Here is a 13,039-nt window from a genome sequence, read left to right on the forward strand (position 1 = left end):
TCAACATCGTACAAAAAAGCCTCCATCGGAAATGATTGAGGCTTTTCGAAAATCACTGGAATCACATAAATTCTGCTAAAGGTTTCAGCTTTTATGCAACTCATTTTAGAATAACTTTTTATCTTTAGCCTATGATTAAATTTTTCGGCGGGATTTGTCTTTTCATATCCCTTTTATTTTCCGCACAATCCATTCCACACCCTTCTTCAGAGCTCTACGATGATTTACTTCGTCTGCAAAATAATACCACAGTCATGTATTTGGCGGCACATCCTGATGATGAAAACACCCGAATTATTTCCTGGTTGACGCATGAAAAACATGTTGATGCGGTTTATCTTTCCCTAACGCGTGGCGATGGCGGACAAAATCTGATCGGTACCGAAAAAGGAGAATTGTTAGGATTGCTTCGTACACAAGAACTTCTGGAAGCGAGAAAAGTCGATAAAGGACGACAATGGTTTACGCGAGCCTTAGATTTCGGCTACTCTAAAACCGCGACAGAAACTTTAAAATTCTGGGATAAACAGAAAATTTTAGGCGATGTCGTTTGGGCAATTCGTAAAAATAAACCCGAAATTATCATTACCCGTTTCGATCCAAATTCTAATGGAGAAACGCATGGTCATCACACGGCTTCGGCACTTTTAGCCATGGAAGCATTTGATTTAGCCGGAGATCCAACTGCATTTCCGGAACAGTTGAAATATGTAAAAGTTTGGAAACCGAAACGCATGTTTTACAATACAAGTTGGTGGTTTTTTGGCAGTAAAGAAAATTTTGACAAAGCGGACAAAAGCGATTTATTTTCTATCAATGTTGGAAATTATTACCAAACGCTCGGAATATCCAATAACGAGATTTCCTCTAAAGCAAGAAGCAAGCACGCTTGTCAGGGATTTGGGATGGCTTTGGAAAGAGGTTCAGATCTGGAATATTTAAAATTTTTAAAAGGCGACAAACCAAAAACCAATGATATTTTTGAAGGTATAAAATTATCTTCAGAAAGCGGAACTCTTAAAACTCAACTGGATAAAGCTGTTTCTGAATTTAATTATAGCAATCCGCAGCTTTCTTTAACTCATCTACTTCAGGTTTATGACCTTTTGAAAAAAAATAATGGAGATAATTTAAAATTAAAACAAGTCAAAGATTTGATTTTAAAAACACAGGGAATCTATTTTGAATGGACCACAAAAAATGCATTTGGAACTTTCAATCAGGAAATTTCAACCAACTTAGAAATTACGAATAGAAGCGATGCAGGAATAAATATCTCCATTTCCGGAAACACTAACAAAGAAATTTTAGCCAACGAATCTTATAAAGCCACAGAGAGATTAAAACTGGATGATGTGAAATTATCCAATCCGTATTGGCTTCAGGAAACGCCGAAAAATAATTTATATGTGGTCAATGATCCACAAGATATCGGACAACCGGAAATTTTAAATCCTGTAAAAAAAGCAATTACGATCAATTTTGGTTCTACAAAAATTGATTTCAATATTCCTTTGAAACAAAAAACAGTCAATCCTTCTATTGGTGAACGGTACGAACCATTTTATATCGTTCCTGCTTTTGTCGCAAACTTTGACCAGGAAAATTTTATTTTCAGCAATCAGCCAAAACAAATAACGGTTGAAGTCGAAAGTTTCGTGGCAAATTCTTCCGCAAAAGTTTCCTTGAAATCAAGTAGAGACTGGAAAGTTTCGTCACCGCAAACAATTAATTTCAAAGAAATTGGGGAAAAGAAAAAAGTGCAATTTACCGTAGAACCAATTTCAAAAAATGCCAATTCTTTAATAGAAGCCATCGTAGAATCAACTGGGAAAATCTATGATCAATCTTTAAATGTGGTCGATTATCCGCATATCGACCGACAAATTTGGATCAAAAACGCGCAGGCAAAAATTCAAAATTTAGATCTAAAAATCCCGGATGTCAAGATCGCTTATCTGAAAGGTTCGGGCGACGAAATCCCGTCTTCATTAAGAGCAATTGGTTTGCACGTTGATGAGTTGGATTTAAAAAACTGGAATCCTTCATTACTAAAAAATTATGATGTTTTAATTTTAGGGATCAGAATTTATAACACGCAGCCCGAAATGGCTTTGATCAATAAAGACCTTTGGAAATTTGTAGATAACGGCGGTTTGGTCATTAATCAATACAATGTTAATCGTGGTTTACTGACGGATGAAATTGCACCTTTCCAATTAAAACTCGGAGGAAATCGAATCTCAGAAGAAGATGCAAAACTGAAATTCCTGGTTCCGAATCATCCTGTATTTAAAATTCCCAATACAATCACAGAAAAAGGGATGGACCATTGGGTTCAAGAAAGAGGATTATATTTCGCTGATAATTATGATCAAAAATTAATTCCGCTTTTAGAAGGAAATGATACGGGAGAATCTCCACAAAAAGGAATTTTATTGGCTGGAAAATACGGAAAAGGAACTTATGTTTATACGGGTTTATCGTTCTTCCGAGAATTACCGGCAGGAGTTCCGGGCGCGTATAAATTATTTATGAATATCCTGGCGCTGGGAAAAACGAAAAAATAAGCGCACAGATTTTAACTGAAGTTTGCACACAGATGACATAGATTTGCACAGATTTTTTTAAGTCTGCAGATACTGAAATTGATTAGCTTTTTTTAAGAATTATAAAAAATTCATCCGTGAAAATCTGTGAAATCTGTGCGCCAAAAATTTAAAATAAATGTGCTAAATTATGAATCAGGAAAAAAATACGAATTGGAAAACGCTCTACACGGCGCTATTGATCATTACGGTTTTAATGATCGTCGCCATGCTCATCTTTCAAAACTACTATAAATGAAAAGTTTAGATTGGGCAGTTCTCATTTTCGTGCTGCTATTCATCGTCATTTACGGGATTTATAAATCCAAAAAAGTAAAAACCTCAGAATCCTTTTTAGGCGGAAAAACCAATCCGTGGTGGATGGTCGGCTTAAGCATCATGGCGACACAAGCGAGTGCCATTACGTTTTTATCCACGCCCGGACAAGCCTACCACGACGGTTTGGGATTTGTGCAATTCTATTTTGGGTTGCCGATTGCGATGGTAATTCTCTGCGTTTGGGTACTTCCGAAATTTTTCAAAATGAACGTTTTAACCGCCTACGAATATTTAGAAAAACGATTCGGACTTTCTACCAGGATTTTAACAGCGATCCTGTTTTTAATTCAAAGAGGTTTAGCCGCCGGAATTACCATTTTTGCGCCCGCCATTATTCTGTCCACCATTTTAGGCTGGAATCTGATCTTAACCAATATTGTGATCGGAAGTTTGGTCACGATTTATACTTTAGTTGGTGGTACCGAAGCGGTGAGTCAGACGCAGAAACAACAGATGTTTGTGATCTTCATTGGGATGTTTTTGGCCTTTTTTCTGATCGTGCAAAAATTACCTTTAGATTTAAATGACGCGCTCCTCTACTCCGGAAAAATGGGGAAACTCAATGCCGTAAGTTTTGAATTTAATTTGAATAATCGCTATAATATTTGGTCAGCATTTTTGGGTGGAACATTTTTGTTTCTGAGTTATTTCGGCACAGATCAAAGTCAGGTTCAAAGATATCTCACCGGAAAAAGTTTGAAGGAAGCGCGACTTGGTTTGCTCTTTAATGGCTTGTTCAAAATCCCGATGCAATTCTTCATTCTATTTATCGGAGTCATGGTTTTCGTTTTCTTTCAGTTTGAAAAGACGCCATTAAACTTTAATCCACTTTCTCAAACCCTTAAAAACAATACAGAATACAAAGCTTTGAATTCTGACTATGATCAAATTCACGAAGAGAAAAAACAAAAAATTGCAGTCTGGAAAACCGATCATTCCGAAAAAGTAATGTCGGAACTGAAGGATCTTCAGGCAAAAGAAGTCGTCATCAGAGAAGATGTTAAAAAGTTAATTAAAAAAGATGCTCCGGAAATTGAATCCAATGACAAAGATTATGTATTTATCTATTATATCTTAAATTATCTCCCGACCGGAATTGTCGGCTTATTGATCGCGGTTATTCTCTCTGCAGCCATGAGTTCTACTTCTTCAGAACTGAATGCTTTGGCAACAACGACCGTCGTCGATATTTATAAGCGAAATTTCGCCCCCGATATTTCAGAGAAAAAATATTTGAATGCTTCCAGATTGTTCACCTTACTATGGGGAATGGTCGCCATCTTCTTTGCGGTGAATGCGAGTTTGTTTGAAAACTTAATTCAGGCCGTGAACATTATTGGCTCCTTATTTTATGGAGTTATTCTCGGCGTATTTGCCATCGCCTTCCTCTTTCCAAAAATCGGTGGGAAGGCAACCATGTGGAGTATTTTAATCGTAGAACCTGTGATTATATTACTGTACTTTTTAGATGTAAAAGAGGTTATTCAGTTAGAGTTTTTGTGGCTGAATCCGATTGGGTGTTTGCTGATGATTTTGAGTGCAGGAATTTTAGAAGGAATGTTTAAGAAATTATCAATTTAAATATATTATTTTAATACATTTTGTTTTGATTTATTATGTTGCTGATTAATTTGAAATAAAAATAGAATTGTATAATTCATCTGACTCAAAGTCAGGGGAACCTTGTCGTGAATAATAATTTGAATATCTTGAAATTATATCCTTTAAAAACGGCTGAGAAATAGTTGCTATTCTTATAATTTTATCTGCTTTCAGTAATTCATTCACTTCCGAATTCTTAATGGTGAATTTATCTTGAAAATCAACTAAGCCAGGTTCAATTGATTCCGCTTTTGGGATGAAGTGATAGCGTTGATTGTTGTTTTGAAAAAAACCAGCGATTCTTTTTCTATCCTCATTATTTGTTGTAGTCTCTGGAGTCAACTTATCATAATTTTTTACAACTTCAACTAACCCTTTTATTTTGCAAAATAAAATAAACTGTGCGCTTCTTTCTCCGTCTTTACGAAGAACAATATCGCAAGAAGGTGTAAGAATTAAATATCTACTTTTTTCCAACTCAACAATATCACCTGTAAATATGTTTTTCTTAATTGGCTTTGTAATATAAAATTCACTTGGATGATATTTTTCCAATGCTTCATCTATATATTCTTGCATATGCAATAATGTATATCGAAGAAGTGAGTTTTCTTTCTCTATTGGAGTTCTGGTTGTGTCATTAATCCATAAATCCATAGAATTTGACATATGATTCCAAAAAATAGAGTTTAGATATTCCTCAATTGTTCCTTTTCTTCCTAAAATATTTGTAACTCCAGTTTTATATATATCTGTAATTTCAGTGAGAATTTCTTTAAAATTTCCATCTCTAGAACGTTTCTTAAAAAAAGCACTTTCTTTTTGTTCAATTTGACCTAAACTTCCAGAAACAATAAACATTGGAAATCGTAATTTATTTTGAATTTCATCTACGATTTCCAAACCTTCTAAATCGACAGAATTTGATGATAGCTTTAAATCAATTATGGCAGCATCATAATCAGGACTAATCAGAGAATTTTTCGCATCTGCTAAATTTTCTTTAACATCAGCTGTAATTTGCACATCTGATTTCTTATTAAATGACTCAATATTGTCTAAGTAAGTTTGAATCGTTGCCTTGTCGTCTTCTACTATTAATAAATTCATAAATTTTTATTGTAATGTTATTTCAACTTTAAAAAACGCACCTGTTTCAGAATAAATAGCTTTTAAATCACCATCATTTCTGCCGATTGCTTCACCTGCAATTGCTAAACCTAATCCTGTTCCACCACCAATTTTATTGCTAAATTCTGGCTCAAATATAATTTCGCTTTCTATTAGATGTTTTTCAATTCCAGATCCATTGTCTCTATATTCGATAATTAATAAATCATCATCTTCATAGACCTTAAAAGAAATTTTTTTTTGTCTATCTGTAATATTTTGAAACCAGTATAGACTATTGTCCACTAAGTTGGTAAAAACAATATAGAAGTCTTCTTTCCATCCGAATGATGATAAATTAATATCGCAGTCAATATCAAATTCTATGTTTTGAGAATTGAGTTCTGACAGGAAAACATTTTTAACATTCTCAATAACTTGCCTTACATTAAAATCTCTCTTATTTGTTCGTTTTTTAGCTGATAACGGGTCTAGCTTACCAAAAAGATTAATAAATATTTTACCTTGTTCATCTATAACAGAAAGTCTGTCTGATATTTTATCTAATAATTCTTGGCTAAAAGTACTTTGTAATTCTTCACTCCATTCTTTGATTAATGGAATTTGATTTTTGAAATATCCTAAAGGCTTCCTTCCTTCGTGAAGTACAACATTTATGATTTTCCCAACCGTCGCTTGACCTTGGTATAATGCAATCACTTGCTTTAGTTCATCTGCAATTTTGTTATTCTTTTTTTCTTTATCAGAAATTAATTTATTTATATTTTCTCTTTTAGACTTTTCTATTCCAAGTGAGTCGAGTTCTTTATCAATTTTTTCTTGTAAGTCTACAAAATTGTAAAGTACTTTTATTTTTTCATCGATATCTCGATTGCTTCGACCTAAACCGACACTTTGACGATATGCATACCTCCTATTTTCTAATTCTTTAAGTACATTTTTTGCTATTTGAATTAATCCTGAATATTGAGCATTTTCTTTCAATCCATCTCTTGCACTTTTTTCTATTAAACCAGATTCATCTTCTGATCCTATATGAATAAATCCAATTACTTGGTCACTACCTACTTTCAGGGAAGGATTTTGAACTCTTTGTTTATCAAGTTCTAACCAATCAAATCCAGCATCACCCAAAGGGCGAATTCTAAATCCATTTCGATAAACGCCAATTCCGTTGAATTTGTCTAAAATAATTCTAGCCTCTCTTCTTCCAACATATTGCCCTGTAGTCGGATCTTTTAAACCTCTCTCAATTAATCCATCAATCGAGCTAGCATCCCTATCAAATACCCTGAAATCAAATTTTACATTGCCACAATAAAATCCTTTGCTTCTAGAATCATCTGAATCAATATTTAAGGAAATCTCGAAACTATTTAAATTTTCTACTGGTGCATTCTTTATTCTTTTATTTTCAAATTTAAGAGAAGCTAATCCTTTCTTATCAACACTGCCAGATATCCTGTAATCAAAAAAATCAAATAAAGGGTAAGGTTCAATGGTTTCCGTATAGTTGCAATAACCTTCACCAAATGAAAAATCACCAATCTCTAATTGAATTTCGAAATCATCGGTTTTTTCTACCAAAAATTCATCCTCATCTTTAGGAGGTATTAATTTTTTTAATTCAAATTTTAAGTTCTGAATCTGTTTTGTTGTCCATTCATTCAGGTGATTCTCATCACCAACAATAATTATTTCCGTTCCACTAGATTTCGATGTTCTAAAATTTTCTATTAAAACATCAACATCACTTAAATACTTCGCTTTTTCAAAGTGATCCCAAATTAGATATAGAGTTGTTAAATCTCCAGTTTCATCAATTGTTTGCAAAACCATATCATCACCAATCACAGAGGCAGAATATCGTCCGATACCTTTCTTCCCTTGCATAATTCTACCTCCAGGACTTGTTTCTCTATATAGTTTATCATCAGTAGAAGGTACCATCCATTTGTCGGTAACTGTTTCGAACGACATACCATGTCCTTTATCTTGAATTATAACTTTAATACCTTTAAGTAATACAACTTCTTCACCTTTGACAATTTCTCTTTCATACGGCAGGAGTGAAACTTTACAATATGGGGAATCGGCATCATATGAATTCTTTACTAATTCTACGATCGCAGCATACTTATCTTTTATTAAATCTCTTCCAATTGTTATTATATGCCTTCCGGCAGGACGTATCTTATATAAGCCATCTTTTATTTTAATTTCTTCTGACATAATAATTTATTTATAGATTTAGCTATGGCAAAAGCCATCAGTGGAGGTACAGCGTTACCAATTTGTTTGAATGCTGCAGAACGAGAGCCTTCAAAAAAGAAGTCATCTGGAAAAGATTGCAATCTGGCTGCTTCTCTAACGGAAATTGAGCGACATTGCTCAACATCTGGATGAATATAATAGTGTCCGTCTTTCGCAATATGGGCTACAACAGTATGTGAAACTCCATTCCCATTGACAACTTTGTACCTGTCAGAAAATGATGTTTCATTTTTATGAGTTTTCAATTCGGTTGGTAAGTCGGGATATTTTAAACGTTCCTCATTTTTATTCCACTTTGTAATTGCGGTTTTGTAGATCATTAAATCTCTTTCGTTATGTGGACGTGCAATATGTTGAGTAACGAAATCAACACCGTTTCTCAACTCAAATTTGCTTAAGTATTCGTTTTTGTCATTAATATATTTGGCAACTTGCAGTACGTCACCAGGTTTTAATTTAGGTAAATCTTGAAAGATATCATTTACGGTAAATTCTTTGACTATTTTTCTTATTTCTGGAAAACCATAATTATTATTCTTTTTCCAGCCAACAATAATTATTCGTTTTCTCGCTTGGAGAACACCGTAATCAGCTGCGTTTAAAGTCTCATGATAAACTTCGTATCCAATCTTTCTAAAATAAGTTTTAAGGTTTTTGAAATGCTGTCCTTTATTTGCACTCAATAATCCCGGCACATTTTCAAATACAAATCCTGTTGGTTCATACTTCTTCAAGAATCTTCCGTACTGAATGTATAACTTATTTCGTGGATCATTTTCTATATTTTCCTGATGTCTCCCTAATAAAGAGTAAGCTTGACAAGGCGGTCCTCCAATTATTAAATCTATCTTTTTGCCATCTAATGTCTCATCTATTTTTGAAAATATTGATTTTATAGAATCATCTGTAATTTCAATATTTAAGACGGAATCTAAAATTCCTTTAGGAACATGTGTATATAATTCCTGCCTCGAAATATCTCCACGTAAATATTCTGTGTAGTATTTTTCCTTTTTATTTCCAACTAAATAGTGGTAAGCAGACCGTGTTTTTATAGAGTCACAAGCGTCTTTATCCATTTCAATATGTGAAATCGGATTTAGCCCTGCTCTAATGAAACCTTCTGACATTCCAGAAGCTCCGGCAAATAAATCTATAAAATTAAAATTCTTCATTAAAATTAAAATGTTTTTACAGTAATTGCATTATTATTAAAATTCAAAAACATCTGAAAAACAACTTGCTCAAATCCGTATGATAAGCCAAGACTTTCCGCCAATAAATCGAGTAATAATATTTTACCATTCATTTTACAATCCTTTTTTAGACCTTGACACGTTCAAAAAAGATCGTACTCAAAAAAGATCTTTAATATTTATCTCCAAAGCAATTGCTATCTTTTCAATCAACTCTATTGAAACATTAGTCTTACCTTTTTCAATTAAATGCATGTAAGCTCTGTCTATGTTTGCTTTCAATGCGAGCTTTTCCTGCGATAATGATTGTTCTCGTCGCAGTTCACAAATCCGCTCTCCTAGCTTTTCCTTAACATTCATAAATATATATTTGAAGCCTTTGTAAATTTTAAATTTTGTTGTCAATACTACAACTGGCAATAAGCCACATTTCTAATTTTAATTAAATAATCTCAATGCATGATAGATGAACCTATGACAGAAGAATTTTTGCAAAAAAAATCCCCGTTAATCAATAGATTAACAAGGACTCCAATTATTTTTACCAATTCTCTCTCAGATATCTTTATTAATTAAACATAAAAAAGGGTTTTTTAACGGTCGTTAATAAACCCTTCTTTCTTTAATTTCACACCTAATTAATCCATTAAAAACTAATACCATGGCATCTACATCCGAAACAGGCCACGCCAAAAACGTCGCCAACTTCCAAGACCTTATCGAATTCGTTACTGCTTACGGCGCAACGTACAACCCTTCAAAAAACAATCTCCAGCTTCCCCAGCTTATTACGCTAAAAGCTGCCGCCGACAATAGCGTCGCAGAGGTAATCCCCAAAAACACTGCCTTCAACACCAAAGTTAATGAACGCGTTGCCGCCTTTAGCGATGTCAAAATTCTTGCGACTCGACTCCTTGCCGCGCTTCAAAGCACAGATGCTTCCGCCGAAACCATCGCCGATGCCAAAACTTTTAATAATAAAATTCAAGGAAAAAGTTCTTCCTCACCAAAAACTCCGCTGGATCCAAATGCACCACCTCCCGACACAATATCTACGAGTCAGCAATCTTACGATCAACTCATTCAGCATTTATCAGGATTAAAATCAATCTTAGAAGCCGATCCTTCTTATGCTCCAAATGAAGTTGACCTACAAATTGCCACCCTCGACACAAAAATTGCTGACCTTATTCAAAAAAATGATGCCGTAGCAACAGTCTATGCCGCCGTAAGCAATTCCAGAATCGCAAGAGATAAAATCCTTTACACCAACGAAAATTCCCTCTTCGAAACCGCAAAAGACGTTAAACTCTATGTCAAAGCAATTTTCGGTGCCACAAGTCCGGAATTTGCGCAGGTAAAAGGAATTCAAATTAGAAAACCAAAACTCTAACACACTCTCGCTAAAAATCAAAGATTAGCGAGTTTGTTTATTAAAAAAGATAATGCAATTACTCCCTCTCCTTTGGAGAGGGTTGGGATGAGGAGAATACTACCACCTTCAAAGAGAATACTACCACCCGCAAAGAGAATACTACCACCCGCAAAGAGAATACTACCACCTGCAAAGAGAATACTACCACCCGCAAAGAGAATACTACCACCTGCAAAGAGAATACTACCACCCGCAAAGAGAATACTACCACCCGCAAAGAGAATACTACCACCCGCAAAGAGAATACTACCACCCGCAAAGAGAATACTACCACCCGCAAAGAGAATACTACCACCCGCAAAAACAATAAACCTCCATACAAGCAATTGATAAACAGCTAAGAATGATCACCAAAAAAAAACGGACACTTTTACAAGTGCCCGTTTTCTATTTTAGTTAGAAACTTTGTACTTAGTGTTACTCCATTTCTCGATATTATCAGTATTTATTTTCACGTAATCTTCATTTCCCTCCTTCTTTGCAAGCGCTAGAGATTGATTCGCAGTAGCAATCGCCACTTTCTTCATTCCATTCGCAGCTTCAATTTCAGCCTTCAATTTCAGCATGTAATACGTATCGGGCTGAAGCGAATTCGCCTTCTTCGTATATTCCAGCGCTTTCCTCAGATCTATTCCTTCCTGAAGATAATAATTCGCAGCCTGGTGATAATCTCCCGCTTTAGCATCCTTCTTTTTAAGAGTCGTCTTGATCGATTCCAAAACTTCCTTCCTTGAATCCATAAAGATCGGAACTTTCACCATCGTGTTTTCCCAGTTCATCACGAGATTCGCTTTATCCGTTTTCAGATCATCAAAACCGATGTTAAAAGTTTCAAAGGTCGTTACACTTTTCTCTGCTTTCACTTTCGTTCTTGCCGCAACCAGATCCGCTTTCAATTCTTTTGGCGCACCCCATTGTTCCGTATCCTTATAAAGAATCACTTCCCACTCGTTCAGTGAAGGAATGGTGTATAGCGCATACTTCCCAGCCGGAACAGCGATCCCGTTAAAAGTTGCATCATTTTTAAAAGTGATATCGGTAGACCCATTAGCACCCGTTCGCCAAACTTGATTCATCGGCACCAGATTACCAAAAACCTTTCTGCTGTTCGCAGACGGTCGGGAATATTCTACCGTAACTTCAGAAAGTCCAATAGTTTGCATCACCGTTGCAGCCGGACTCGCTTGCGGAGTTTTCACCTGTGCATTGCCCATTGCAACTGCTCCAAGGAATAATAAAGATAAGATACTTTTTTTCATGACAGATTTAATTAGATTATCAATAAGTTTTAAAGATACTTCAAATTAGAATCAGTCACAAGTCTCTACAAAGACTTTAATACTTTTACTGACTGTAAAACGATGAACCAGTATTTATCGTTAAATAAATACTTTTTCAATGAGGAGCACCCAGATTTTCCCTTCTTCCAACCAACAACCAGCTTTCCGCTCTATCTTTTTTGCTTCCAACATTGAGGTTCAAAAATCAAATCATTGCCGGCAAAAAAGGATGCCGCTCCCATCTGGGCTAAAATAAAATTTCACTCCCATTTCGAAAAAATAAAGTTTTAGAATGATAAAAAATTAATAATGGGTGATAAGACGGGGTAATTTCCCAAAGAAAAGAAAGACCTTTACTCCAATAAATTTTATACAATGAAAACACTAATCAAATTACTGACAATAAGCTTTATTGTATGGTGCACTGCGTCAATCAACGCGCAGGAAAAAATAGTAGCAAATATATTCTTGAAAACACACAATGGCAAGGAATAGCAAACATTCCATCTCCCGAAACGGTGATCTTACAATTCTCAAAGGATGTTTATACGGTGATGTGGAACGGTAAGACGATCGAACAGATGAACTACACTGTACAAGGTGATAGCATCACGGTGGTAAAAACCAGTGGAGCATCACCATGTCTCATGCTTTCACAAGGAACCTACAAGTTTACCATCGCCAATGATAAACTCAGTTTAGTAGTAATTTCAGATTCTTGCAGCCAACGGATAAGTGCGCTGGGAATAAACACTTACACAAAAGTGTTACCATCAGAACACGCTATTGATCCAATAAAATCTTTACAATAATATTTATCAGGTAATTTATAAAAGTAGGTAGATAAATATGATTTCGTTGAATTGTAAAATAGTAAATCTTCGTCTACTTAAGATTTATTACTTGCTGAATCAACAATCAAATATTTTAGTTTGAATTCATAAAACAGCCTTCATTGCGCTCATTTTATCCTCCATCCTCCATTTATCTTCATACTATTATCAACTATCATTTCTACTTCGTCTTCGTTCACGATGTTCTCTAAGTTTACAACAAAAAAAAGCTCATCAAAAAAATTGATGAGCTTTTAAAAAAACTGGCGGCGACCTACTCTCCCGCTTACGCAGTACCATCGGCGCTAGAGGGCTTAACTTCTGTGTTCGGAATGGGAACAGGTGAGCCCCTCTGCTAAAA

General features: G+C 35.0%; 10 protein-coding genes and 1 rRNA gene. 4 read left to right on the top strand and 7 right to left on the bottom strand.

Going from position 1 to position 13,039, the window contains the following annotated elements:
- Positions 1-131 precede the first annotated feature (131 nt).
- Positions 132-2,570 (top strand): PIG-L family deacetylase, encoded by a 2,439-nt coding sequence (locus IV494_RS07230; protein WP_196079455.1) that lies wholly within the window; start codon positions 132-134, stop codon positions 2,568-2,570.
- Between the two features lie 273 nt (positions 2,571-2,843).
- Positions 2,844-4,508: a sodium:solute symporter gene (locus IV494_RS07235; protein WP_196079456.1), complete on the top strand. Its 1,665-nt coding sequence runs from the start codon at positions 2,844-2,846 to the stop codon at positions 4,506-4,508.
- Between the two features lie 45 nt (positions 4,509-4,553).
- Here the strand turns inward: IV494_RS07235 and IV494_RS07240 are convergent, their stop codons facing one another.
- The 4 genes from IV494_RS07240 to IV494_RS07255 all read right to left on the bottom strand — a co-directional run bounded on the left by IV494_RS07240 (position 4,554) and on the right by IV494_RS07255 (position 9,490).
- Positions 4,554-5,639 carry a response regulator gene (locus tag IV494_RS07240; protein ID WP_196079457.1) on the bottom strand — a complete coding sequence of 362 codons (1,086 nt, stop codon included), beginning with the start codon at positions 5,637-5,639 and terminating at the stop codon, positions 4,554-4,556.
- Between the two features lie 6 nt (positions 5,640-5,645).
- Positions 5,646-7,892: a sensor histidine kinase gene (locus IV494_RS07245; protein ID WP_196079458.1), complete on the bottom strand. Its 2,247-nt coding sequence runs from the start codon at positions 7,890-7,892 to the stop codon at positions 5,646-5,648.
- Positions 7,871-9,109, bottom strand: coding sequence for a DNA cytosine methyltransferase (locus IV494_RS07250; protein WP_196079459.1), 1,239 nt, complete (start codon positions 9,107-9,109; stop codon positions 7,871-7,873). The genes IV494_RS07245 and IV494_RS07250 overlap by 22 nt, the downstream gene beginning before the upstream one ends.
- Before the next feature lie 180 nt (positions 9,110-9,289).
- A complete protein-coding gene (locus IV494_RS07255; RefSeq protein ID WP_090079727.1) occupies positions 9,290-9,490 on the bottom strand; it encodes a helix-turn-helix domain-containing protein in 201 nt (66 codons plus the stop codon).
- 301 nt (positions 9,491-9,791) lie between these two features.
- Between IV494_RS07255 and IV494_RS07260 the strand changes: the two genes are divergently transcribed.
- Positions 9,792-10,523: a hypothetical protein gene (locus IV494_RS07260; RefSeq protein ID WP_196079460.1), complete on the top strand. Its 732-nt coding sequence runs from the start codon at positions 9,792-9,794 to the stop codon at positions 10,521-10,523.
- Positions 10,524-10,540: 17 nt separating this feature from the next.
- Here the strand turns inward: IV494_RS07260 and IV494_RS07265 are convergent, their stop codons facing one another.
- Positions 10,541-10,891, bottom strand: coding sequence for a hypothetical protein (locus IV494_RS07265; protein WP_196079461.1), 351 nt, complete (start codon positions 10,889-10,891; stop codon positions 10,541-10,543).
- A 66-nt stretch (positions 10,892-10,957) separates the two neighbouring features.
- Positions 10,958-11,824 carry a DUF2911 domain-containing protein gene (locus IV494_RS07270; RefSeq protein ID WP_196079462.1) on the bottom strand — a complete coding sequence of 289 codons (867 nt, stop codon included), beginning with the start codon at positions 11,822-11,824 and terminating at the stop codon, positions 10,958-10,960.
- Positions 11,825-12,261: 437 nt separating this feature from the next.
- Between IV494_RS07270 and IV494_RS07275 the strand changes: the two genes are divergently transcribed.
- Positions 12,262-12,657: a hypothetical protein gene (locus tag IV494_RS07275; protein WP_196079463.1), complete on the top strand. Its 396-nt coding sequence runs from the start codon at positions 12,262-12,264 to the stop codon at positions 12,655-12,657.
- Between the two features lie 282 nt (positions 12,658-12,939).
- Here IV494_RS07275 and rrf read toward each other — a convergent pair.
- Positions 12,940-13,039 (bottom strand): 5S ribosomal RNA (gene rrf, locus IV494_RS07280); the annotation flags it as partial.

The sequence above is a fragment of the Kaistella gelatinilytica genome (genome assembly GCF_015679325.1).
In the GTDB taxonomy this organism is placed as follows: Bacteria; Bacteroidota; Bacteroidia; order Flavobacteriales; family Weeksellaceae; genus Kaistella; species Kaistella gelatinilytica.